The organism is Nocardia sp. NPDC059691 (genome assembly GCF_042733915.1).
Lineage (GTDB): Bacteria > Actinomycetota > Actinomycetes > Mycobacteriales > Mycobacteriaceae > Nocardia > Nocardia sichangensis.
Window position 1 is genome coordinate 148,204 of sequence record NZ_JBHWFB010000013.1, and the last position, 23,619, is coordinate 171,822.

Below are 23,619 nucleotides of genomic sequence, written 5' to 3' on the forward strand. Positions count from 1 at the left end.
ATCTCCTGTGCGGTAGGGGTTCTCACGGCCGAGTGGGACCGGCGCCCGCGCCGGAGGCGGTGATCGCCGCGGCGATCTCGGCCAGGTCCGACGGCGTCAACGCCACCGAGTCCGCGCCGATCCAGCCGTCGACCTGGTCGGACTTGCGCGCACCGACGATGGCTCCGGTGATACCGGGCCAGGCCAGCACCCAGGCGATGGCCACCTCGGCGACGGTCACGCCGTGTCGTGCGGCGATGGGGCGCAGCGCGTCCGCCAACTGGAGGTTGGCGGTCAGACCGGTTGTGAAGTCGTGGTGGGCGGTCCGCCAGTCCTCTGCGGGCAGACCGGCCACACGCTCGGCGGAAAAGGCCCCGGTCAGCAGGCCGGACTGCAACGGCGAGTAGACGATCACGCCGGTTTCGTGTGCGTGTGCCCAAGCGATCTCGGCGGCGGACGACCGGTTGATCGCCGAGAACGGCGGCTGGATGACGTCGACGTGAGCGATCCGCTCGGCGGCCTCGAGCAGGTCTGGCGTGTGGTTGGACAATCCGATCGCCCGAACCTTGCCCTCGGCCTTCAGGTCGGCCATGACCTGCCAGTACTCCTCCAAGGGGGTGGCGTTGGGCGACACCGCCCCGAAGCCGCCGCCGGCGTACTCCAGCGATTCGCCGGTGTCGGGATAGTGCACCTGGTACAGGTCGATGTGGTCGACCCCCAGCCGCCGCAGGGAGTCTTCGACCTCGCGGCGCACGCTCGCGGGTTTCATGATCCGCCGAGGCGCGGCCGACGGGTTCTCCGGGTCCCAGACCAGGCCGACCTTGGTGAAGATGTACGGGCGGTCGGCCTGCGGCAGGCCGGAGATGGCCTTGCCGACCAGTTCCTCCGAATGGCCCAGGCCGTACACGGCGGCGGTATCGATCCAGTTGACGCCCGCGTCGAGCGCGTGGCGGATCGCGGCGACCGATTCGGTGTCGTCCGTGGCGCCCCAGCTGAAGGTCCAGCCCGATCCTGAAACGGCCCACGAACCGAAGCCGAGCCGGGTGATGTCCATACCGGTGGTGCCGAGGGGGACGGCGGTCAGGGTGGTCATTGCGCAGTGCTCTTTTCTTGTCGGCGTTCGTTTTCGGTGCCTCCAACCTTGGCGGCCGCGTCCCGGGCTACCCAGTGCCAGCTGGAGCCTGGGCACCGCATGACCAGGCTCGCGTCCGGCAGGCGCGGGGATACTGGCCGCATGCCATTGGACAGACGGGCGGAACTAGGCGAATTCCTGCGCTCTCGGCGGGCCCGCTTGCGGCCCGAGGAACTCGGCCTGCCGGACTACGGCGGTCGCCGCCGCGTTCCCGGGCTGCGCCGGGAGGAACTCGCGCAGCTCGCCGGAGTGAGCGTCGACCACTACGTGCGGCTGGAACAGGGGCGCACTCTGCACTTTTCCGAAGCGGTACTGGATGCGGTCGCCCGGGCGCTGCGCCTGAACGATGTCGAGCGGCAACACCTCTACCGGCTCGCACGACCTTGGTCGGAAGGCGACCGCGCGGATGCGCCGCAGCGGGTCCGGCCGGGGTTGCGGCGGCTGCTGGACTCGGCCGCCGACGTGCCCGCGTACATCGTCGGCCGCAACACCGACGTCCTGGCCTGGAACCGACTCGCCGCCGCGCTGATCACGGACTTCGGCGCACTGCCACCCGCCCAGCGGAACCTGGCCCGCCTCGTCTTCCTGGACGAAGGCATGCGCAGCCTCTACGCCGACTGGCCGCAGAAGACCCGCGACGTGGCCGCCTACCTCCGACTCGACGCCGGGCGTCACCCCGACGACCCGGAAACGGCGGCGTTGCTCGACGAGCTTTCCGCGAGCAGCCCGGAATTCCGGAAAGTGTGGGCAGAGCACCAGATCAAGGACAAGACCCACGGCCGGTACGTCTACCGGCACCCGGTGGTCGGCGAACTGGACCTCGGCTTCGAAACCCTGCGCTTCCCGGACGATCCGGACCAAGCGCTGATCGCGCACACCGTCGAAGACGGGTCGGCCTCGCAAACCGCCTTGCGGTTACTGGCGAGCTGGGCTGAGGAAACGCGGCCGGTGAGTTGAGACCACTCTTGCCATCGCGAGTTCCCCTCGTCGGGCAGCGCGCCACCACCGCCGTCCGGAGTCGATGGCACGCCGGATCTTGCGCATAGTGGGTATCTGTGTGAGCAGGTGTTGCTGATATCGCCACGGCATTTGTGGCCCGTGCCGAGCCGCCATCGCATAGGCGAGTCGCACGGGGCTGCGGTCGAGATACCGGTCAGCGTGTTCGAACCAGATCATGCTGGTGCGGGCGGCCGCCTGGATCGGGCGTAGCGCAGCGCGGCGCTGCGCGTCGTAGTTCTCCAGCGCGTCGGTGAGCTCGGCATGCTCGTACAGGTTCTGTGCGAGCACGACGGCGTCGACAATTGCCAACCGGGTGCCGGAACCGATGGTGAAGTGCGTCGTGTGCGCTGCGTCGCCGAGCAGCACCACGTTGTCGTGATACCAGATCTTGTTGGTCACCTCGGGAAAGCGGCTCCACCTCGCCGCTTCGCCTCGTGTGGTGCTGAGCAAGGAGTGATCGTCGAGAGTGCGCGTGAATATGTTCTCCAAAACGCGCAAGTTCTCCAGATTGTCCTGGGAATCGAATCCCAGTCCACGCCAAGTCTGCGGTTGGCACTCGACGATGCAGGTGCTGATTTTCCCGGCAATCGACGGGTAGGCATGGAACCAGATCCATCCGGCCGAGGTGTGTTCGAAGGCGAAGGTGAATCGGGTGAAGACCTTGTCCGTACCGAGCCAGACATATCGATTCTCGCCGAGTGTGACGGACGTGCCGAAACGATCGTCAACCAGCCGCCGTACCCGGCTGTTCGCGCCATCGGAGGCGACGATGAGATCGGTGTCGCCGAAGCCGGACAGATCGTGCACCTCTCGCCCATGCTGGACATCGACGCCCAGGTCGCTCGCCCGCCGGGAAAGTACGTCGAGCAATGCCGCGCGCCCCATGCTGAACCCGTAGCCCCCGAAATACGCGGCTCGGTCGTCACGCACATGAATTTCCTGCTCACGCCATAGGACCGATCCGGCCCGCACCGCCTGGGCGCTGTCGGGGTCATTCCGATACAGAATGTCGAGCAGGTCGTCCCAATACACGACGCCCCAGCCATAGGTGGACCCAGCGGGATCGCGGTCGATCACCGTGATGTCATGAGCCGGGTCGCGCCGCTTCATCGAAATCGCGAAGTACAGTCCGGCCGGCCCGCCACCGACGCACACGATCTTCATCTCGTCACCAGCTCCAGCCCGGTCGGTCGAACTCGGCTTCACATGAGCCCTGCTCGATGCGACCGAGCCCGGCACGCTGTACGTGTCCGGGCCCGGTCACCGGCGCTAGAAGCTGCCCCAGCCACCCCAGCCGGGGTTCCACCACCCCCAGCCACCGTTACCCCAGCCGCCGCCCCAACCCCAACCCCAACCGCCGCGGCCCCAGCCGCCGCCGCCCCACCCCCAGCCGCCGCGGCCCCAGCCGCCGCCGCCCCAACCCCAGCCGCCGCCGTGACCCCAACCAGGGCTGTCGACGAGCTGGGTCGCAGACGTGGGCGTCGTTGCGCGGGCGGTAGGCGCTTGCGCCGCGGCTGCGACGACCGGAACTGCGGCAACTGCGGCTATACCGGCGGCGGCCGCTAACCGGGCGAACTTTGTATGTGAATTCTTTCTGTCGAACATGATAGGGCTCCAGGGACAGTCCCGACCTGCCCGAATTGTACGCGTTTTAGCGGAATTGTAGAAGTTTCCGTGTTGCCCAATTTATAATGCTCGCCGCATTCCCTACCGCTGCCTGATCCGAGGATGCCCGCGTGCCCTGGGGAGGGGATGGAATCGTCAGTAAGGCCGGTGTATTCGGTGGCCGGGATCGATGAGGATCTTGCCTTCGATCCGGCCGGCGGCCAGCTGGTCCAGTGCGTCGCCCAGCTCGGCGAGCGCTATCGGGGGTCGGACGAATTCGTTGCCCAGTTCCGGGGTGGCGGTGAGGATGTCCAATGCCGCCGGAAGGTCGGTGTCGCAGATGTGGGCCAAGGTCGTGTCGAGGGTGATCTCGCGGAAGATCATCGAGTGCAGGTCGAGTGTGGGATGTTGTTTCGGGATGCCGACGGCTTGGACTCGACCGCCGTCGGCGACCATGTCGAGGGCGGCGGCCAGTTGGCCCGGCGCGCCACTGGCTTCGATCACCACATCGGGCTTGCGGCCGCCGAGCGCGTCGCGGACGTCGGCGCTCAGCGCTGAGGAGGGCGGCAGGGTTCGGGCGGCGCCGAGCCGTCTGGCGCGTTCGAGGCGGGTGCCGGGGAAGTCGATGACGGTGATGTCGTAGTCGCCGAGATGTTTCAGGCCGGCCAGGACGAACGAGCCGATCGCTCCGGCGCCGATGACCACGACATGGTCGCCGTCGCGTACCCCGGCTCGGCGGGCGGCGTGGATGCCGACGGCCAAGGGCTGCGCGAGTGCGGCGTGGTCGAGGGGGAGGCCGGGCGGCAGTCGGCGCAATGTTCGCACCGGAACGGCGACGTATTCGGCCATGCCGCCGTCGAGGTCGAGCCCGAGGGTCTGGTATCGCGCGCACCGGTTGGTGCGGCCTTCGTGGCAGCGTCGGCAGGTGCCGCACCAGATCCCGGCTCCGCTGGCCACGAGTGTGCCGGAGGCGAGGTCTGTTCCGGTGTCGACTTCCACGATCTCGCCGACGAATTCGTGCCCGGGGATGATCGGGCCGAGGTGGCGGCTGTGGGGGTGACGGTGGTGGACGGGAAAGATCTTCGGCCCGGCTGTCCACTCGGCGGCGTCGGTTCCGCAGATGCCCGAGCGCAGCACACGCACCAGCGCTTCGGTCGCACCCGGGGTGGGGATGGCGACGTGTCGCAGACGGATATCGCGGGCGCCGTGGTAGACGGCGGCTTGCATCGTCGATGGCACAGAAGGTCCTCGAGGTCGGGGGGTGTTGCCGGACAGCGCCGTCGGGCCGGTCGTATGACGAGCGGCCCGACGGCGTTTCATACGGTGACGGGTGCGTCGTCGCGAGGGTCGGTCATCGGTCGGATGACGACCGTGTCGTCGGTGGCGCCGGAACGGGGCAGCAGCAGGGCGACGACGGCGGCGAGTCCGAAGAAGCAGGCACACAGGATGAGTCCGCCGCTGAAACCGATGTCGGCGGCCAGTCCGGCCAAGGCGAACGGCGCGAGCGCGGAGATGCCGCGGCCGACGTTGAAGCAGAATCCGGCTCCGGTGGCGCGGGCTCGGGTGGGGAACAGTTCACCGAGGTAGGAGCCGAACAGGCCGAAGAAGGCGGTGAACGCGCCGAACAGCGGTCCCAGCCACAGCAGACTGGTTTGGTGGGTGGTCACCGCGTAGATCGGCAGTGTCAGCGAGACCCCGGCCAGGGTCAGGATGATGGTCCGGTGGCGGCCGATGTGGTCTGCGAGGAACCCGAATCCGTTGTAACCGGCGAACATTCCCAGGTTCAGGATGGTCACGAAGACCGCGACCGAACTCGAGGGCAGGTCGCGTTCGGTCGTGAGGTAGGTGGGCAGCCAAGTCGTCGCGCCCCAGTAGCCGAACAGCGCGAGGGCCGCCATCAGGGTGCCGAGCAGGGTCGTGCGGCGCAGGTCGGGTCCGAGGACATCGCGCACGGAGACGACCTCGCCGGTGTTGGCGGCCTTGTGCACCGCCCAACCCGCGGATTCGGTGAAGAAGATCAGGACCACGACGACGGGGAGTGCGACCGCGGCGCCCGCCACGAGGAACATCAGTCGCCAGTCCGGCAGGAACCAGCCGGAGATGGTGGCGGCCATCGCGCCACCGGCAGGGAAGGCGCTGATGACGAAGGCGGCGGCGCGGCCTCTGCTGTGTTCGGGCCAGGTCTCCACGACGTAGGCCGAGACCACGCTCCACACCGCGCCCAGGCCGATGCCGGCGAGGAACCGCAGCAGCAGGACGGTCTCGAAGTTCGGGGCGACGGCGATCACGGCGGTGAAGACACCGAAGGTGACCAGCGACGCGATCAGTGCCTTCTTACGTCCGAAGTTGTCGGCGACGTAACCGCCCAGGACGCTGCTGACGCCGATGCCTATCAAGGTGGCGGTGGCCAGCAGTCCGCCCTGGGTGACCGATAGCCCCATGTCCTTGCGGATGGTTGGCAGGGCCATGGACAGCAGCACTATCTCGAGCGCGTCGAACAGGTAGGCGAGAAAACACCCGCCGAGCACGATCCAACGACTACGTCGCATCGCGACACCTCCAAAGTGGCCTGCCGCGGACATGACTGCGCGGCAGAGAAAATCGTGTTCGCAGGGAATGAAGCCCGCCCTGCCGGGCAGATCCGGGATCCGCGTGCGCGGACGGCGCGGTGTGCGGCCCGCGATAGCCGGCTAGGAGCCGTCGTGGGCGGCCAGGACGAGGTCGAAGTCGATGCTCGTCCAGCCGCGTTCGGAACGGGTGCCATCGGGCGTGGGGTCGACGGCGTCGTGGCTCACGACGTCGACCACCAGGTTCTGCTTCACCCCGAACACCGCGTCACTGTCCAGGTACGGGTCGCCGGCGACGAAGATGTGGGTGATCAGGGTCCGGTATCCGGGTGCGGTGACCATGAAGTGCAGGTGGGCGGGCCGCATGGGGCCGCGGGCAGTGGCCGCGAGCAGGTCGCCGACCGGGCCGTCGTGCGGGATCGGATAGGGCGCGGGGAGAATCGAGCGGAAACGGTATTCGCCGTCGTGGCCGGACCGCAGCCAACCGCGACCCGCCGAGCGGCCGTCGGGATACTGGACGTCGTAGAAGCCGTCTTCGTCGGCCTCCCACACCTCGATGCGCGCACCCTCGATGGGGACGCCGGTGACCGAGCGCACCTGGCCGGACACATAGCAGGGGATTCCGGCCGCACCGCGGGCGATGTCACCGCCGAGCGGCACTTCAGGGGCTGTGTCGACGAAGAACGGGCCGAAGACTGTGGATTCGGTGGCTCCGGGTTCGCGCGGTTCGTTGATGGCGATGGTCAGCATCGACAGGCCGAGCACGTCGGAGAGCAAGATGAACTCCTGGCGGCGCTGGTCGGTGATGCGCCCGGCGCGGGTGAGGAAGCCGATGGCGACTTCCCACTCGCGTTCGCTGAGCCGCACGTCGCGGGCGAAGGCGTGCAGGTGCTCCACAAGGCTGTGCATGATCTCGCGCAGGCGGGGATCGGGGGTGGCGTCGAAGCTGGCCAGCACCTCCTCGGTGACGGCTTCCTCTCGGTCGGTGGTCAGGGTTCGGTCGATGCTCATGTGGTGTGCCTCGAAGGGTCGGATCCCGACCATGCGGCGTGCAGCAGGGCACGGAGGCCGGCAGGAGTGACGGGAGTGGGGTTGTCGGCGGGTGCGATCGCGAGGATGTCGTCGCCGACCGCGGCAATGTCGAGTTCGGTGACGCCGAGTTCGCATAATCCTTTGGGAATTTCGAGCTTCTCGCTGAGTTCGCGCAACGCGGTCACCGCGTCGGGGCGGGCGAGCGCGTTGGCGATCCGGTCTCCGGCCTGCGGCGCGTTGGGCAGGTTGTAGGCCAGCACGTACGGCAGGACGATGGCGTGTGTCTGCGCGTGGGGCAGATCGAACGCGCCACCCAGGACGTGGCAGATCTTGTGGTGCAGACCGGATCCGGCGACGGCGAACGCCGATCCTGCGAGGTAGGCGCCGAGCAGCAGTTCACCGCGTGCCGCGAGATCCGAGGGCGCGGCGTGGATGGTGGGTAATCCGTTGATCAGATGGCGAATACCGGCTTCGGCGACAGCACTCGAGATCGGGTTGCGCTGCGGCGCCCAGAACGCTTCGACGCAGTGGGCCATCGCGTTGAGACCGCTGGCGACCGAGAGGTCCACCGGGAGCGAAACAGTCAGTTCGGGGTCGTAGATCACCGTGCGGGGCAGGACCCGTTGATCGGTGCCGGTGGTCTTGCGGCCTCGATCGGTCAGCCCCCACACCGGCGTGACTTCCGAGCCCGCGTAGGTGGTTGGCACCGCGAGGATCGGCAGCCCGGTGGTCAGGGCGACGGCCTTGGCGGTTCCGGTGGTCGACCCGCCGCCGACCGACAGCACGAGATCGGCATGTTCGGCGGCGGCGCGGGCGCGTTCGGCGACCTCGGTGGGCACGTGCGGACGCACGTCGGTGAATGTCGCGATCACCCTGTCGGCGAACGGCGCGCACAACCGCGCCCCGATCACACCTTCCTGGCCGGTGCCGATGAGCAGGATCCGTTCGGCGCCGATACGGTCGATCTCGCCGAGCAGCTGGGTGCGCGCTGCGCCCGCACCGAAGACGACGCGGCCGGGCAACCCGTCGTAGGTGAAACTCGTCATCGGCGTTCACCCGCCGGGATGACGGTGGGCTGGAATGCGAGTAACAGCCATTCGTCGTTCTCGTACACCCAGACCGCGAGTACTCGGTTGGCCAGCGTCTTGCGGACGCCGGCGGCGGTGATCTCGGCGTGCATCTCACCGACGACGATCGCGGTGTCCGCGGCGACGACGACCCGTGTCACCGGGTGGTCGATGCGGTGGTAGCGGTAGTGACCGGTGCGGAGTTTCTCGAGGTAGCTGTCGCGGGTGTCGACCTCGGCGTTGGAATGGGTGTAGACGAGGTCGGGGTGGGCCAGCGCGGCGAAACGGTCGAACTCGCCGGTGAGGACCGCGGCGTAGCGCCGATCCTCGAGCTCCCGGATGGCGGTCGCGATGCTGGCAGCGGTCATGGTTGCGCCGCCGGTCATGGGCGCGCTCCTGTCTGTTCGAGTTCGGAAGCGGTCGTGTGGTTCGGTTTCTCCGCGCGATCGCGCAGGGCGGTGAGTACTCGGGCCATGTCGGCCTCGGCGAGACCGGCGTCCACGGCCTTGTCGAGGACGGACAGCGCCGCTTCAGAGCCGGGCAGGTCGAGCCCGTGTCGGTGGGCGAGGTCCAGTGCCAGACCGAGGTCTTTGCGGATGAGGGAGACCGGGGCCGCGACGGCGGTGGACTCCGGTGTGAGATACGTCTGGCGTTTGTAGCCGACGTACGGGGCTCCGGCGGCGCTGCCGCTCAGGATGTCGTAGAAGACACTGAGGTCGAGATCGGCGGCCTCGGCGATCAGCAGGCCTTCGGCGACAGCCTGGTTGAGCCCGGCCAGCACCGCGTTGACGGCGAGTTTGGCCGCCGAGCCCGCACCGACCGGGCCCGCGTGGAACTGGACCGCGGTCATCGCGGCCAGTACCGGACGGGCGCGCTCGAACTGTTCGGCCGACGCGCCGACCATCGTGGTGATGGACGCGGTCTCGGCCATGGAGACGCTGCCCGAGACCGGCGCGTCGATGAGTTGGAGGTGGGGCAGTTCGCCGAGTGCGCGCACGGCTTCGGGGCCGATGGTGCCCATCACGATGTGCAGGTGACCGGGCCGCGCGGCGCGCAGCACTTCGCTCACCACGGTGAAGGTGGAGGGACCGTCTGGCAGCATGCTGATCGACAGCGTCTACGCCCTGGTCACCCACCTCGGCGTCTCACTCGACGAGTTGCTGGGGATCGGACAGACGCGCCCGGACGCCGACCGCGCCGCAGAACCCCGCCGCCAATCCACGGGGGTCGTGCAGCGGGCCGCCGACAATCCGGTGTTGGAGATGGCAAACGGGGTCCGGTGGGAGCGGCTGGCGGTCGATCCGCGCGCCGACGTCGACGCACTGCTGGTGACCTATCAGCCGGGTGCGGCCAGTTCCGTCGACCGGACGATGATGCGCCACCAGGGAACCGAGTACGCCTACCTGCTCGCGGGTGAGTTGACGCTGCTGCTCGACTTCGACCGGCATCGTATCGCCGCAGGCGACTCGCTGTGCTTCGACTCCACCAGGCCGCACATGTATGTCAATCAGGGGGCCGAACCGGCTACGGGAATGTGGTTCGTCTCCGGTCGCCACAATCCTGGTCCATCGCGGACTTGGGTCGCCGAACAACTCGGCGAGGCCGGAGCGCAGGCGTCCCCGCGGGTCACCAACGCCGTCGACGTGCTGAGCCTGCTCGGAGCGGTGGGCGCGCCGCCCGGCGAACGCGACACGGGGGTCGCGCAGCACGGGGACGCCTGAGCAACCCTCGCTCAGGCGAATCCGAGCAGGCAAGGCCTTCTCGGTGGCGGGGATCGGTCCGATGCCCATGGTGGCGGGCGGAATTGCCACCGCCGCGGAGTTCTTGCCGCCCATGGTGATTCGATCGCGGGCGAGGTGGTCGTGCAGAGCCGCGCCTTCGCCTCGGACGCCCCATCGGATGTCGGTGGCGTAGAACTCGCTGCGGCTCATAGATTCCACGCCGCCAGCCAAGATGGGGTCGCTGTCACCGAAGCGCGTCTGCACGCGCACGTCGAGCACGGCCTGCAAACCCGATCCGCAGCGTCGATCCACCTGTTGACCGGGCACGATGACACCGCGGCCTGCGGCCAGCGGGGCGATCCGCCCCGATCGCGGGGCCTCCCCGTTCGGGTTGAGCGCAGTCGCCGAATTGCCGGACCGTCAGCGGGACACCCCGTGCAGGATGAGCGTGTGCTCGATGCAGCGCGCGATGAATTCGTCGTCGAGCGCACCATCGACCACCAGAAGACGGAAATATATGGGGGCTGAGAGGGTTTCGAGTACTTCGCGGGGATCGACGTCCGACGGCAGCTCGCCGCGGTCGACGGCCCTGCCGATGACGTGCGCGGTTCGGTCGAAGCGGTCGACCCAGAAGCGTCGGCGCGCCTCGGCGACCTCGGGATCGGCCGACAGCGCGATGGTCGTGCCGAGCAGCCGCGCGATGCCGGGTCGCGAAATCAGGTGGGAGATCTGTTCGGCGAGTTGCCGGAGATCGCCGCGCAACGTCCCGGTATCGGGTGCGGGGTTGCCCGCCGCCGCCAATTCGGTGACGGTCTCGGCGATCAGGGTCGTGCGCGTGCCCCATCGCCGGTAGATCGTCGTTTCCGCGACTCCTGCCCTGGCGGCGACATCGCCGATGGTCAACCCCTCGATCCCGTGTTCGGCTACCTGCTCCAGGGTGGCCGTCAGTACCGCGTCGCGCACGCGCGCCGACCGTCCCCCGGTCCGCTTACGCGGGGCCGGGGGCGGTGACGATTCGTCGATGCTCGCGTCGCGTCCGCGCTGATCCATGCCCCTGTTCTACTCGATGCGCACCCTGCGATGGGCGGACCGGGCCGCGAACGGCTCGGTCAGCGCAGGTAGGCGGTGATCCAGTTGCCGAACTCGCAGGCCAGATGCCACTCGTGTTCGGCGATGTACGGGCCCGGAACGGCCGCCGGAAAGGCCACCGCGAGACGGCTGCGGAAGCCGCCGCCGGGCTCGTCGCGGAACTGGTGCCGCACGCCCCCGACGACAGTGCCATCGGCGAGTGCGGCGGTTCCGGCGACGGCGAGCGGATAGGCCGGGTCAGCGGAAACGGGAACTCCGGTCGAGTCGGCGTAGTCGACGAAGAAGCGGCTGGCCAGGACCGCTCCACCGGTCACCTCGACGACTTCCTGACGTCCGTCCGCCAGGGTGGCGATGATGTAGTGGTCAGGGCACGCGTCGGTCCAGATCGCGCGCGCGTCGGTCGTGCGCGCGAGGCCGAACCATTGGACGAAACCCGCGGCGCTGCCCCGGTCGCTGACGATCTCGGAGGTCGAGATCGCCCATTGCCCGCCCGAGGCGGCGAGCGCGGTCCGCGTGGCCGCCTCGGAGGCGGCGAGTTCGGCGGCGAGCAGTTCCCGCAGTCCGTCCGAGCCGATCAGGGCGCGCGCCTTCGACAGCGCCGATCGCGCGGCGGCGATGTCGTCCACGGCGACGGCGAACCGACCGAGCAGGGAATCGAGCTCACCCCGCAACAGTCCGGCGAAGTCGGTCGACAGTCGAGCCGCCGCCACCGACAGTCGTCGACGCTCCCATTCCACGACCCCGGACGGCTCGACCGGCGCACCGCCGATGAAGGTCCGCAGCCCGGTTCCGAAGGCCGGGGACCCTGGATTCGCCCCCGCTGCGCCGCAGGCCAGGTACATCGCGGTCGCCGCGGTCGCGGCCGCTCCTGCGGTCCGGTTCATGAAGTTTCGCCTGGTCAGCATTGACCGATTCCTCTCGCCTGCCGCCCTGTTCGCGCGCGTCGACGACGTGCTCGCACGGGGATGAAATGTTAATGCAAGGTGGACTTGCGTTAAGGTAGCATGGGTGACTCGGGTCACTCTGTCAACAGTTCCGGGACATTAAAGCTAGGAAAACTTGCGTTTGCGAGGGGGTGGGATTACGTTGACGCTGGTCTGCTCGGCGTTAGCCACCGTGCTTCCCGAGCGGGCGGACGTTGGTTCATCCCCCGCCGACGGGAAGTGGTCGGGACGGAAACGGAGAGGAAGGCGAGGCTCATGGGCGAGTCCATCGCGATTCGGACGTATATCGGCGGCGAGCAAGTCTCGCGGGAACAAGTACGAGCATGGGAAGCCCGCCGGGCCGCGGTGGTGTTGACCAAGCTCGCCCGTCGTCTGGGAGCGCGAGCCTTCGCCGAACTCGCGCCGGGAAAGCGTTTGGACGACCTGCTCGGCGCTCCGCTCGACGCGCAACGATCCGCGTTGACCTCGATGAAGACCCGCCTGGGTCACGCGGGCGTGTACGCCGCCCTCAGGCGTGACCTCGAGATCTCCGAGCGGATGACGCGCACCGGCGTCGCGCTCAGCCGGGGCCGCCCCGAGCACGCCGTCACCCGCCTCGAGGTTCCCGGTTACAGCGCCGAACGATTCGCCGCCTGGTTCTCCGACCTCACCGCCACCAACGCCGAGACCGATATGGTCGACGCCTGCCCCGACCACTACCTCCTGCGCGGCCTCCCCGACGGCCGCCAGGAAGTCGTCGAAACCACCGGCGGGTCAATCCTTGCCACCCGATTTCTCGTCGACTACGGCAGAACCGAAGCGCTCACCATCCCCGCCGACCCCCGCTATCCCCAGCAGATCGCGGGCCGGGCCCTGCTCGATGACGGCCTCGTGATCGGCGGTGTACGACACCAATTCCTCGACCGCCGCGGAACGATGGAAGCGCTGCTGACCGTGCAGTTCCCGGCGAGTCTGCCCGCCCGGTTCATCCGCGAGCACCGATGGCACCTGGCGGTGGAATTCGGCAACTGGATCACCGCCGCCGCGCCCACAGCCTGCACGTCGTGAGCCGACTTCGGCTTGACGCCGATCCCTCCGCGGGCATGCAAATTGGAACATGCAGCGCTGCAACGCAGTACTGTCCGCAACTTCGGTGCCCGTGTTGATGTGAGGCAGCCCGGCAACGGAGTCATCGGCGCACCTCCTCGAGCAGTCGCCGGCGGCCACGCACAACTCATCGAATGCGGTGAGGGGCAGCAGCCTTCCGGCATCGAGCCGAGTCGGTTCCAGGCGAATGCTCGGCTGCCGGTCGAGAGCAGCGACGGGGTGCTTGTCGAGGATGCGGCCTCGGTCTCCGGGTGTGCAGATTCCGTGGACGACATCGCCGTCGGCGGTACGAACCACGCGGTTCGTGACCTGCGGTCGGTGAACACGTTCCTGCAACGGCGACTGTGGCGGGATGACCGGCGCGATCACGGCTGACCACCACCGCCAGCAAACTTTTCGCAGAAGGCAAACGTGTCGCGATCCGGCACATGTGGCATGGATCGCGGCAGGTCAGAGCGTGTTCAGCTGGTCGACTCCGTGTGTGCGCCTGCGCTCCCACACGCGGCTCGGGAAGCTGTCACGACTGACGGGAATCTGTGCGCGAGAGGGGACTTGAACCCCTACGTCCGTGGACACCAGAACCTAAATCTGGCGCGTCTGCCAATTTCGCCACTCGCGCTTGATGGTACGACCGTCCAAACTCTACCGGGCCAATCGGTCATCGCGAAGCATTGGGTTGGCGTGGCGTACTCGTCAGTAACCTCACCTGGGATTATAACGATTTGGCAAACCTCAATGTGAGGGGCACTCATGTTTCGTACGTGTTGGTAACCCGATGGACCAGCGTGTTCAAACATGAGGCGGAGTCATGTTTATCACTATTCTGGTACGTACGTACTTAAATACTCTCTAGTAGTGGGCGCGCCCAGGGGCAAACGTGAGGATTTCCTCATGATTCTGTGTCATCCTCGCCCGTATCAGGCCGATCAACCGCGATCACTCGTGAACCGGTAGGGACCGGCGTGTCGCCGAGGCATGTCGCATGGAGAAGGAAGTCGAAGCGTCTTGACGATCAACGAGAGCACCAAGACCGAAGCCGGACAGAGCACGAAGGTGGCTGCCGCCGCCGGGAAGGCCGCGTCGGGCGGGGCGCGGTCGCCGCTGTTGGATCGTCTGCTCGGCGGCGTGCCGTACGCGCTCGCCTTCGGTGGGCAGGGTGCGCAGTGGCTGAGCGAGTTGGAGGAGATCGCGCGCGACAGTGCGCTGGAGCCGGAGCTGACCGCGCTGGTCAACGAGGCGGCGGCGCTGTTGGAGCCGGTCGCGGCGCAGTTGCTGGTGGTTCGTCCGGTCGGCTTCGACCCGATCGGCTGGATGCTGGAGAACGAACTCGCCGACGGTGACGAGGGCGAGATCTCCGCGGCCCCGTCCGACGCCGTACTGCGCTCGGCGGCGGTGTCCATGCCCGGTGTGCTGCTGACCCAGGTGGCGGCCGTGCGGGCGCTGCGGCTGCAAGGCTTGGATCCGGCCGAGCACGCGCCGGTCGCGATCGTCGGGCATTCGCAGGGTCTGCTCGCCGCCGCCGCGGTCGAAGCCGGTGGCGCCCGCGACGCGGAGCTGCTGGCGGTAGCCCAGATGGTCGGCGCCGCAGCGGGTTTGGTCGCGCGGCGGCGCGGGCTGATGCCGGTGGGCGAGCGCTCGCCGATGGTCGCGGTGTCCAATGTCGATCCCGAGCAGCTCGGCGCCGTGGTGGCCGAGGTGTGTGACGGATCCGATCCCGCTGCGGCCGTGGTGGTCTCGATCCGCAACGGACGTCGGCGCGCGGTGCTGTCCGGGCCGCCCGCGCAGCTGGAGCGGGTGCGGCAGCGGTGCGCGCAGATCCACGACGAGCAGGCGCGCGAGCGCGACGCGAAGGTGCGCGGCGGCTCGGTGTTCGCTCCGGTCTTCGAGGACGTGGCCGTCGACGTGGCGTTCCACCACCCGGCGCTGGCCGACACCGTCGACCTGGTGAGCAGCTGGGCCGACCAGTGCGGCCTGGACAAGGAGCTGGCGGGCGAGCTGGCGCGGCAGATCCTGGTCGATCCGATCGACTGGGTGGCCGTCGTCGAGGGCGTGATCTCCGCGGGCGCGGAGTGGATCCTGGACCTGGGCCCGGGCGACCTGCTCTCCCGCGTCACGGGGGGCACGCTGAAGGGCACCGGCCTCGGCATCATCGCGGCCGCTACCCGCGCCGGACAGCGCAGCCTGCTCACCCCCGGTGCCGCGCCGGAGCCCGCGGCCCCGTGGTCGGCGTTCGCGCCGCGGCCGGTGCGGCTGCCCAACGGGCGCATCGTGGTCGAGACGGCCTTCACCAAGCTGACCGGGCGCTCGCCGATCCTGCTCGCGGGCATGACTCCGACCACGGTCGACGCGAAGATCGTCGCGGCCGCGGCGAACGCGGGCCACTGGGCGGAGCTGGCCGGCGGCGGGCAGGTGACCGAGCAGATCTTCGCCGACCGGGTGGCCGAGCTGCGGACGCTGCTGCACCCGGGGCGCTCGGTGCAGTTCAACTCCTTGTTCCTCGACCCCTACCTGTGGAAGCTGCAGCTGGGCGGTAAGCGACTGGTGCAGCGGGCCCGCACGGCAGGCGCCCCGTTCGACGGCGTCATCGTGACGGCGGGCATTCCCGAGCTGGAGGAAGCTGTCGCGCTGATCCAGGAACTCACCGAGGTCGGGATCAGCCACGTCGCGTTCAAGCCGGGCACGGTCGCCCAGATCCGGGCCGTGCTGCGCATCGCCGACGAGGTCCCGGACTACCCGGTGATCATGCACATCGAGGGCGGCAAGGCCGGTGGTCACCATTCCTGGGAGGACCTGGACGATCTGCTGCTGGACACCTACTCCGAGCTGCGCAACCGCGCCAACGTCGTGGTGTGCGTCGGCGGTGGCATCGGAACCCCCGAGCGCGCGACGGAGTACCTCACCGGCCAGTGGGCGGTCCGGCACGGCTACCCGGTGATGCCGCTGGACGGCGTGCTGGTCGGCACGGCGGCCATGGCCACGCTGGAGGCCACCACCGCGCCGGAGGTCAAGCAACTGCTCGTGGACACTCCCGGCACGCCCGACTGGGTCGGTGCGGGCACCGCGTCCGGCGGCATGGCCTCGGGCCGCAGCCAGCTGGGCGCCGACATCCACGAGATCGACAACGCCGCTTCGCGCACCGGCCGACTGCTGGACGAGGTCGCGGGCGACGCGGAGGCGGTCGCGGCGCGTCGCGACGAGATCATCGCGGCGCTGAACGCCACCGCCAAGCCGTACTTCGGCGACCTGGCCACCATGACCTACCAGGACTGGCTGGAGCGCTACGTCGAGCTCGCGGTCGGGTTGGACCGGCGCAAGGACTTCGACTGCGGCAGCGACCTGGGCGACGCGATCGCCGAGGCGACGCGTTCGGTGTGGCTGGACATCACCTGGCGGGACCGGTTCGCGGAGATGGTGCGCCGCACCGAATCCCGGCTGCACCCGGCCGACCGCGGCGAGATCCCCACGCTGTTCGCGAGTGACGACGACTTCGAGAACCCGGTCGCGGCGCTGTGCGCCTTGAAGGACGCCTACCCCGCCACGGCGCAGACGCTGCTGCACCCGGCCGACGTCCCGTTCTTCATCGCGTTGTGCAAGACCCCGGGCAAGCCGGTGAACTTCGTGCCCGTCGTGGACGGCGACGTGCGTCGCTGGTGGCGCTCGGATTCGCTGTGGCAGGCGCACGATCCGCGCTACTCGGCCGATCAGGTGTGCGTCATCCCCGGCACGGTCGCGGTCGCGGGCATCACCCGGGTCGACGAGCCGGTCGGCGAACTGCTCGACCGCTTCGAACAGGACACGGCGTACTCCCTGGTGCGCGCGGGCGTGGCGCCAACCCCGGTGGACGCGCGTCGCACGGCGGGCGTCACGAGCGGCCCGATCGACGCCGTGCTGGCCGCCCCGGACGTGCAGTGGGCCGGACGCACCGCGATCAGCCCGGTGCACCGGCTCGGTGACCTGTCCGAGTGGGTCGTCGACGGCAAGGGTGCGGTGCATCCGCCCACCGGCGCGACGCTGGTCGAGACCCCAGGCGCAGAGCCGGAGCACGCCTACGTGGAGCTGACCGTCCCGCTGCTGGCGGGCAACGCGGTGCGCATCCGGATCACCGTGCCGACCTCGGTCTACAACGGCGGCGCCCCGGTCGTCACCGAGGCCGACGCCGACGAGGCCATGGCCGCGCTGCTCGCGGTCGCTGCGGGCCAGGATCTGCCCGAGGTCAAGGGCAAGGTCGCCCACGTGAATCTGGCCTGGACGCCGGATCTCATCGCCGATCACGCCGGGGTCACCGGCTCCGGCCTGCCCGCCACGCTGAGCACGCTCGGCCGTACCGTGCCGGACGTGCTGGTCGGCGCGTGCTGGCCCGCCGTGTTCGCGGTGCTCGGCGCGACCCGCACCGCGAAGGGCGAGAGCGTCATCGAGGGCATGCTCGACCTGGTGCACCTGGACCACCAAGTGCACCTCGCCGGTGCGCTGCCCGCCGAGACCAGTGTGCTGGCGGTGCGCGCGGAGGCCGGTGAGACCGTCGACACCGACCTGGGCCGGGTCGTCGAGGTGCACGTGCGGATCACCGCCATGCTGGACAAGCCCGAGACCGGGATGTCGATGCCGGTGCTGGCCACCCTCACCGAGCGGTTCGCGATCCGCGGGCGCAACGGCGCGGGCGAACTGGCCGATCCGCCGCGCGCGGCTGGCACGGTGTCCGACGCGGCCACCGACACCCCGCGCAGGCGTCGCCGCGACGTCACGATCGTGGCTCCGCGCACCATGCACGCCTTCGCCGCCGTCTCCGGCGACCACAACCCGATCCACACCAGCGATGCCGCGGCGAAGCTCGCCGGGCTCGGCAGCCCGATCGTGCACGGCATGTGGCTGTCGGCGGCCGCGCAGCACGTCGTGTCGGCGGTCGATCCCACGAGTTCGGTACCCGCGCGGACGGTGACCGCGTGGACCACCCGGTTCCTCGGCATGGTCCGTCCCGGGGCGCAGATCGATGTGCGCGTCGAGCGGGTAGCGCTCGACGCGGGCAGCGAGGTCGTCGAGGTCTCCTGCCGCACCGAAGGCGAGCTGGTGATGACCGCGACCGGTCGCACCGTGGCACCGAAGACCGTCTACGCCTTCCCCGGACAGGGCATCCAGCGCAAGGGGATGGGGCTGGACGCCCGCTCGCGGTCGAAGGCGGCCAAGGAGATCTGGGACCGCGCGGACAAGCACACCCGTGCGGCGCTCGGCTTCTCGATTCTCGCCGTGGTGCGCGACAATCCGACCTACCTGAAGGCGCGCGGCGTCGAACACCGCCACCCGGACGGCGTGCTGCACCTGACCCAGTTCACCCAGGTCGCCATGGCGACCCTCGGCGTCGCCCAGGTGGCGGAACTGCGCGAGTCCGGTGCGTTCGTCGAGGGCGCGCTGCTCGCGGGCCACTCGGTGGGCGAGTACAACGCGCTCGCAGCCGTCGCCGGAGTGCTGCCGCTGGAGGCGGTGCTCGAGGTCGTGTTCCAGCGCGGTTCCGCGATGCACGAGCTGGTGCCGCGGGATGCGCAGGGACGCAGCGACTATCGGATGGCTGCGATCCGGCCCTCACAGATCGGATTGCCCGACGCGGAGGTCGTCGGCTTCGTCAAGGAAGTCGGCGATCGGGTCGGGGAATTCCTCGAGGTGGTCAACCTGAACCTGCGCGGTTCGCAGTACGCGATCGCGGGCACGGTCGCCGGGCTGGACGCGCTGGAGCAGGAGATCGACCGTCGTCGCGCCGAATTCGGCGGCAAGCGGGCGTTCATCCTGGTCCCCGGCATCGACGTGCCGTTCCACTCGACGGTGCTGCGCAAGGGCGTTCCGGAGTTCCGGCAGAAGCTCGAGCAGCTGCTGCCGGTGGATCTGCGCCCGGAGACCTTGATCGGCCGCTACATCCCGAACCTGGTGCCGAGGCTGTTCACACTCGAGCGGGCGTTCGTGCAGGAGATCGCGGACCTGGTGCCGTCCGAACCGCTCGCGGAGGTGCTGGCCGACTTCGACAGCTGGGCCGCCCGGCCGACCGAGTTGTGCCGCGTGGTGCTGATCGAGTTGCTCGCGTGGCAGTTCGCCAGCCCGGTGCGCTGGATCGAGACCCAGGACCTGCTGTTCACCGACCCCGCACAGGGCGGCCTCGGTATCGAGCGGTTCATCGAGATCGGTCTCGGCGCGACGCCGACGGTGGCCAACCTGGCCAGCCAGACGTTGAAGCTGCCCGCGTTCGGCGGAGCCAAGGTGGAAGTGCTCAACATCGAGCGCGAGGCGGCGATCGTCTACGCGACCGACACCGATCCCGCCCCGGTCGACGAGCCGGTGGAGGAGTCTGCCGCCGCAGCGGCTCCGGCAGCGGCCGTCGCCGCCGCCCCCGTGGCCGCGCCCGCCCCGAGTTCGGGCGGCCCGCGTCCGGACGACATCGCGTTCACCGCCGCCGACGCCACGCGCGTGCTGATCGCGCTGTGGACCAAGTTGCGGCTGGACCAGATCGGCCCGGTGGACACCATCGAGGGCCTGTGCGACGGCGTTTCCTCCCGGCGTAACCAGCTGCTGGTCGACCTCGGCTCCGAGCTCTCACTCGGCGCGATCGACGGCGCGGCCGACGCCGACATGGGTGCGCTGTCCGCGACGGTGGAGCGGCTCGCCCGTACCTACCGTCCGTTCGGCACGGTGCTCACCGACGCCATCGGCGACCATCTGCGCAAGGTGTTCGGGCCGTCCGGCAAGCGTCCGGCCGCCATCGCGGACCGGGTCAAGAAGGTCTGGGAACTCGGTGACGGGTGGGCCAGCCACGTGACCGCCGAGGTGTCGCTCGGCACCAGGGAAGGCACCAGCGTGCGTGGTGGCGACCTGGGCGGCCTGGTCGCCGGCGCGCTGGGCGACGCCGCCTCGGTCGACGCGGCCATCGATGCCGCCGTGCAGGCCGTCGCGGCCCGTCGCGGTGTCGCGGTGTCGCTGCCCTCGGCGGGCGGCGGTGGCGGTGCGACCGTCGACGCCGCCGCGCTGGGCGAGTTCACCGAGCAGATCACCGGACGCGACGGCGTGCTCGCCACGGCTGCGCGCGTCGTGCTGGAACAGCTCGGACTGTCCGAGCGCGTCTCCGCGCCGGAAGCGACCGACAACTCCCTGGTCGATCTGGTGTCGGCCGAACTGGGTTCGGACTGGCCGCGTCTGGTGGCGCCCGCGTTCGACGCCCGCAAGGCGGTGCTGCTGGACGACCGGTGGGCCACGGCGCGCGAGGACTTGGCCCGGCTGTGGCTCGCCGACGACGCCGGCAGCGCGAACGGACCGGTCACCGGGTTCATCGGTGCGGGAGAAGCCGTTGCGGCGCAGGCGAACTGGTGGCGGCAGCGGGCGATGCACGAAGCGCGCTCGGTGCTGGCCGGCCTGTACGAGCGCATCGCCGAGGCGGCGCTGAGCACGGAGGAGCCCGGGCTGTGGTCCTCCGACATCGCGGTGATCACCGGCGCCAGCAAGGGATCCATCGCCGCGGCGACGACCGGCAGGCTGCTCAGCGGTGGCGCCACGGTCGTGGTCACCACCTCGTCGCTGAACGACGAACGCCTCGCCTTCTACCGGAAGCTCTACCGCGACAACGCCTGTCACGGCGCGGCTCTGTGGGTGGTGCCCGCCAACATGGCGTCCTACCAGGACGTCGACGCCCTGATCGACTGGATCGGCACCGAGCAGGTCGACAGCGCGGGCGGCGCGAAGATCAAGGTCAAGGACGCGATGACGCCCACGCTGCTGCTGCCGTTCGCGGCGCCGCGGGTAGCCGGTGACCTCGCGGACGCGGGCGCGCGCGCCGAAATGGAGATGCGCGTGCTGCTCTGGTCGGTCGAACGGCTGATCGGCGGGCTGTCCAAGCTGGGCGCCGATCACGACGTGGACGCGAAACTGCACGTGGTGCTGCCGGGTTCGCCCAACCGCGGCATGTTCGGCGGCGACGGCGCCTACGGCGAGTCGAAGGCGGCGCTGGACGCGGTGGTCGCCAAGTGGCGGGCCGAGAAGTCGTGGTCGACCCGGGTCACCCTGGTGCACGCGCTGATCGGCTGGGTGCGCGGCACCGGCCTGATGGGCCACAACGACCCGATGGTCGAGGCGGTCGAGAAGGCGGGTGTGCAGACCTGGTCCACCGCGGAGATGGCCGACGAGTTGCTCAAGTGGTGCACCTCGCGGGCCCGCCAGGTGACCGCGACCGGCCCGCAGCAGATCGACCTGACCGGTGGGTTGGCCAGGGCCAAGCTGGACCTGCCCGCGCTGGCCAAGCAGGCCGCGGAGCAGGCGGAGGCGGAGACCCAGGCGGACGCGGGTCGCACGATCGCCGCGCTGCCGGCGCCGCCGACCGTGACCTCCGCGCTGCCGGTGCCCGAGTGGGGCGAGGTGACGGTGGATCCGGCCGACATGGTCGTCATCGTCGGCGCGGGCGAGCTGGGCCCGTACGGCTCGGCGCGCACCCGCTTCGAGATGGAGGTCTCCGACGAGCTGTCGGCGGCGGGCGTGCTGGAACTGGCTTGGACCACCGGCATGGTCACCTGGGAGAACGACCCGAAGCCGGGCTGGTACGACGCCGCGTCCGGTGACTACGTCCCCGAGCACGAGCTGGCCGAGCGTTACCACGACGCCGTGGTCGCCCGTTGCGGTGTGCGCCGCTACGAGGACGACGGCGCCATGACCGACAACTCGGCCCCGCTGATGACCTCGGTCTTCCTCGACCAGGACCTGTCGTTCACGGTGGGCGGCGAGGCCGAGGCGCGTGCCTTCCACGCCGCCGATCCGGAGCACACGGTGATCACACCGGTCGCGGACTCCGGCGACTGGACGGTGACGCGCCGAGCGGGCACGGAGATCCGCGTGCCGCGCCGGGCCAAGCTCTCGCGCACCGTCGGCGGCCAGATCCCGACCGGCTGGGACCCGACCATCTGGGGCATCTCGCCCGATATGGCCGCTTCGGTGGACCGGGTCGCGCTGTGGAACATCGTCTGCACGGTCGACGCGTTCATCGGCTCCGGGTTCAGCCCCGCTGAGCTGATGAGCTGGGTGCACCCCTCGCTGGTCGCCAACACGCAGGGCACCGGCATGGGCGGCATGTCCTCGATGCGCTCGCTGTACATCGACAACCTGCTCGGTGAGTCGCGCCCGAACGACATCCTGCAGGAGGCGCTGCCGAACGTGGCGCTGGCGCACGTGGTGCAGTCCTACGTCGGCAGCTACGGCGCGATGGTGCACCCGGTGGCGGCCTGCGCTACCGCCGCGGTGTCGGTCGAGGAGGGCGTCGACAAGATCCGGCTCGGCAAGGCCGATCTGGTCGTGGCAGGCGGCTACGACGATCTCGGTATCGAGGGCATCGTCGGCTTCGGTGACATGTCGGCCACCGCGGATTCCGCGGCCATGAGCGCCAAGGGCATCAGCGACCGGTACTTCTCCCGCGCCAACGATCGCCGACGCGGCGGGTTCATCGAATCGCAGGGCGGCGGCACGGTCCTGCTGGCGCGCGGCAGCGTCGCGCTGGAGATGGGCCTGCCGGTGCTGGGCGTGGTGGCCTACGCGCAGTCCTTCGCCGACGGCGTGCACACGTCCATCCCGGCTCCGGGTCTGGGCGCGCTGGGCGCCGGTCGTGGCGGGACGGAATCCCGGCTGGCGACCGAACTGCGCAAGCTCGGCGTCACCCCGGACGAGATCGCGGTGGTGTCCAAGCACGACACCTCGACGGCCGCCAACGACCCGAACGAGTCGGAACTGCACGAGCGGCTCGCGACGGCCATCGGGCGCTCGGACGGCGCTCCGCTGTTCGTCGTCTCGCAGAAGACCCTCACCGGGCACGCGAAGGGCGGGGCGGCCGCATTCCAGCTCATCGGCCTGTGCCAGGTGCTGGAGCAGGGCGTCATCCCGCCGAACCGCAGCCTCGACTGCGTCGACGAGAAGATGCTGGCCTTCCCGCACCTGGTGTGGCTGCGCGAACCGCTGCGGCTGGGCGGGCGCCTTCCGCTGAAGGCGGGTCTGGTCACCTCGCTCGGCTTCGGCCACGTGAACGGTCTGCTGGCGATCGTGCACCCGGAGGCGTTCATCCAGGCCATCGAGCCGGGACGGCGCGAGGAGTACCAGCGCACGGCGCAGGAGCGTCAGCTGACCGGCCGCCAGCGGTTCGTGGAGGCGATGTGCGGCGGCGCGCCGCTGTACGAACGTCCCGCGGATCGCAGGCTCGGCGGGGAGGGCACCCCGTCCCAGCGGGCGCGTCAGCTGGAGGCCGACGTGCTGCTCTCGCCGGAGGCGCGCCTGGATCAGGACGGCGCCTACCGCGCGAAGGGCATCGGATGCGCGTAACCGGAAGCGCGGCGGGGCAACTCGCCGCGCCGGGTCCGTGCGCGGGCTCGCCGAGGACGTCGTAGGCTGGCCGCC

At 69.6% G+C, this 23,619-nt stretch carries 15 protein-coding genes, 1 tRNA gene and 1 pseudogene; 4 read left to right on the forward strand and 13 right to left on the reverse strand.

Annotated elements, in window-relative coordinates:
• Window positions 1-22: 22 nt before the first annotated feature.
• Window positions 23-1,072 carry an aldo/keto reductase gene (locus ACFV2O_RS27355; protein ID WP_379254210.1) on the reverse strand — a complete coding sequence of 350 codons (1,050 nt, stop codon included), beginning with the start codon at window positions 1,070-1,072 and terminating at the stop codon, window positions 23-25.
• 141 nt (window positions 1,073-1,213) lie between these two features.
• On the opposite strand from ACFV2O_RS27355, the gene ACFV2O_RS27360 reads away from it, so the two are divergent.
• Window positions 1,214-2,068, forward strand: coding sequence for a helix-turn-helix transcriptional regulator (locus ACFV2O_RS27360; RefSeq protein ID WP_379254211.1), 855 nt, complete (start codon window positions 1,214-1,216; stop codon window positions 2,066-2,068).
• On the opposite strand, the gene ACFV2O_RS27365 is transcribed toward ACFV2O_RS27360, so the two are convergent.
• The 8 genes from ACFV2O_RS27365 to ACFV2O_RS27400 all read right to left on the reverse strand — a co-directional run bounded on the left by ACFV2O_RS27365 (window position 2,027) and on the right by ACFV2O_RS27400 (window position 9,483).
• Window positions 2,027-3,274, reverse strand: coding sequence for an FAD-dependent monooxygenase (locus tag ACFV2O_RS27365; protein WP_379254212.1), 1,248 nt, complete (start codon window positions 3,272-3,274; stop codon window positions 2,027-2,029). The two genes, ACFV2O_RS27360 and ACFV2O_RS27365, sit on opposite strands and share 42 nt — an antisense overlap.
• A 105-nt stretch (window positions 3,275-3,379) precedes the next feature.
• Complete coding sequence (locus ACFV2O_RS27370) at window positions 3,380-3,715, reverse strand: hypothetical protein (protein ID WP_083880437.1); 336 nt, start codon at window positions 3,713-3,715, stop codon at window positions 3,380-3,382.
• A gap of 156 nt (window positions 3,716-3,871) precedes the next feature.
• Window positions 3,872-4,954, reverse strand: coding sequence for a zinc-binding dehydrogenase (locus ACFV2O_RS27375; RefSeq protein ID WP_379254214.1), 1,083 nt, complete (start codon window positions 4,952-4,954; stop codon window positions 3,872-3,874).
• Between the two features lie 77 nt (window positions 4,955-5,031).
• Window positions 5,032-6,264, reverse strand: coding sequence for an MFS transporter (locus tag ACFV2O_RS27380; RefSeq protein WP_379254215.1), 1,233 nt, complete (start codon window positions 6,262-6,264; stop codon window positions 5,032-5,034).
• A 141-nt stretch (window positions 6,265-6,405) separates the two neighbouring features.
• Window positions 6,406-7,293, reverse strand: coding sequence for an intradiol ring-cleavage dioxygenase (locus ACFV2O_RS27385; protein WP_379254217.1), 888 nt, complete (start codon window positions 7,291-7,293; stop codon window positions 6,406-6,408).
• On the reverse strand, window positions 7,290-8,360 hold the full coding sequence (locus tag ACFV2O_RS27390) for a maleylacetate reductase (RefSeq protein ID WP_379254219.1): 1,071 nt from the start codon (window positions 8,358-8,360) through the stop codon (window positions 7,290-7,292). The genes ACFV2O_RS27385 and ACFV2O_RS27390 overlap by 4 nt, the downstream gene beginning before the upstream one ends.
• Window positions 8,357-8,767, reverse strand: a complete 411-nt coding sequence (locus ACFV2O_RS27395; protein ID WP_379254220.1) for a nuclear transport factor 2 family protein — start codon at window positions 8,765-8,767, stop codon at window positions 8,357-8,359. Before ACFV2O_RS27395 ends, ACFV2O_RS27390 begins: the two co-directional genes overlap by 4 nt.
• Window positions 8,764-9,483, reverse strand: a complete 720-nt coding sequence (locus ACFV2O_RS27400; protein WP_379254221.1) for an NAD(P)-dependent oxidoreductase — start codon at window positions 9,481-9,483, stop codon at window positions 8,764-8,766. Before ACFV2O_RS27400 ends, ACFV2O_RS27395 begins: the two co-directional genes overlap by 4 nt.
• Between ACFV2O_RS27400 and ACFV2O_RS27405 the strand changes: the two genes are divergently transcribed.
• A complete protein-coding gene (locus tag ACFV2O_RS27405; protein WP_379254222.1) occupies window positions 9,482-10,102 on the forward strand; it encodes a cupin domain-containing protein in 621 nt (206 codons plus the stop codon). The genes ACFV2O_RS27400 and ACFV2O_RS27405 overlap by 2 nt on opposite strands.
• Window positions 10,103-10,201: 99 nt before the next feature.
• On the opposite strand, the pseudogene ACFV2O_RS27410 reads toward ACFV2O_RS27405, so the two are convergent.
• From ACFV2O_RS27410 to ACFV2O_RS27420, 3 genes and pseudogenes are all read right to left on the reverse strand, one after another.
• Window positions 10,202-10,495, reverse strand: a pseudogene (locus tag ACFV2O_RS27410) (acetyl-CoA C-acyltransferase); the annotation flags it as partial.
• Between the two features lie 27 nt (window positions 10,496-10,522).
• Window positions 10,523-11,152, reverse strand: coding sequence for a TetR/AcrR family transcriptional regulator (locus tag ACFV2O_RS27415; protein ID WP_379254223.1), 630 nt, complete (start codon window positions 11,150-11,152; stop codon window positions 10,523-10,525).
• A gap of 59 nt (window positions 11,153-11,211) precedes the next feature.
• Complete coding sequence (locus tag ACFV2O_RS27420; RefSeq protein ID WP_379254224.1) at window positions 11,212-12,096, reverse strand: hypothetical protein; 885 nt, start codon at window positions 12,094-12,096, stop codon at window positions 11,212-11,214.
• A gap of 294 nt (window positions 12,097-12,390) precedes the next feature.
• Between ACFV2O_RS27420 and ACFV2O_RS27425 the strand changes: the two genes are divergently transcribed.
• Window positions 12,391-13,182, forward strand: a complete 792-nt coding sequence (locus ACFV2O_RS27425) for a hypothetical protein (RefSeq protein WP_379254225.1) — start codon at window positions 12,391-12,393, stop codon at window positions 13,180-13,182.
• Between the two features lie 576 nt (window positions 13,183-13,758).
• Here ACFV2O_RS27425 and ACFV2O_RS27430 read toward each other — a convergent pair.
• Window positions 13,759-13,840: transfer RNA gene (locus tag ACFV2O_RS27430), tRNA-Leu, on the reverse strand.
• A 386-nt stretch (window positions 13,841-14,226) separates the two neighbouring features.
• Between ACFV2O_RS27430 and ACFV2O_RS27435 the strand changes: the two genes are divergently transcribed.
• Entirely contained in the window at window positions 14,227-23,544 is a 9,318-nt protein-coding gene (locus ACFV2O_RS27435) for a fatty acid synthase subunit beta domain-containing protein (protein WP_379254226.1), read from the forward strand.
• The last annotated feature ends 75 nt before the right edge of the window (window positions 23,545-23,619 follow it).

Excerpts from the sequence above, each read along its gene's own strand:
- ACFV2O_RS27355 (WP_379254210.1), bottom strand. The coding sequence starts at position 1,072 with ATGACCACCCTGACCGCCGTCCCCCTCGGCACCACCGGTATGGACATC.
- ACFV2O_RS27360 (WP_379254211.1), top strand. The coding sequence starts at position 1,214 with ATGCCATTGGACAGACGGGCGGAACTAGGCGAATTCCTGCGCTCTCGG.
- ACFV2O_RS27365 (WP_379254212.1), bottom strand. The coding sequence starts at position 3,274 with ATGAAGATCGTGTGCGTCGGTGGCGGGCCGGCCGGACTGTACTTCGCG.
- ACFV2O_RS27370 (WP_083880437.1), bottom strand. The coding sequence starts at position 3,715 with ATGTTCGACAGAAAGAATTCACATACAAAGTTCGCCCGGTTAGCGGCC.
- ACFV2O_RS27380 (WP_379254215.1), bottom strand. The coding sequence starts at position 6,264 with ATGCGACGTAGTCGTTGGATCGTGCTCGGCGGGTGTTTTCTCGCCTAC.
- ACFV2O_RS27385 (WP_379254217.1), bottom strand. The coding sequence starts at position 7,293 with ATGAGCATCGACCGAACCCTGACCACCGACCGAGAGGAAGCCGTCACC.
- ACFV2O_RS27390 (WP_379254219.1), bottom strand. The coding sequence starts at position 8,360 with ATGACGAGTTTCACCTACGACGGGTTGCCCGGCCGCGTCGTCTTCGGT.
- ACFV2O_RS27395 (WP_379254220.1), bottom strand. The coding sequence starts at position 8,767 with ATGACCGGCGGCGCAACCATGACCGCTGCCAGCATCGCGACCGCCATC.
- ACFV2O_RS27405 (WP_379254222.1), top strand. The coding sequence starts at position 9,482 with ATGCTGATCGACAGCGTCTACGCCCTGGTCACCCACCTCGGCGTCTCA.
- ACFV2O_RS27400 (WP_379254221.1), bottom strand. The coding sequence starts at position 9,483 with ATGCTGCCAGACGGTCCCTCCACCTTCACCGTGGTGAGCGAAGTGCTG.
- ACFV2O_RS27415 (WP_379254223.1), bottom strand. The coding sequence starts at position 11,152 with ATGGATCAGCGCGGACGCGACGCGAGCATCGACGAATCGTCACCGCCC.
- ACFV2O_RS27420 (WP_379254224.1), bottom strand. The coding sequence starts at position 12,096 with ATGCTGACCAGGCGAAACTTCATGAACCGGACCGCAGGAGCGGCCGCG.
- ACFV2O_RS27425 (WP_379254225.1), top strand. The coding sequence starts at position 12,391 with ATGGGCGAGTCCATCGCGATTCGGACGTATATCGGCGGCGAGCAAGTC.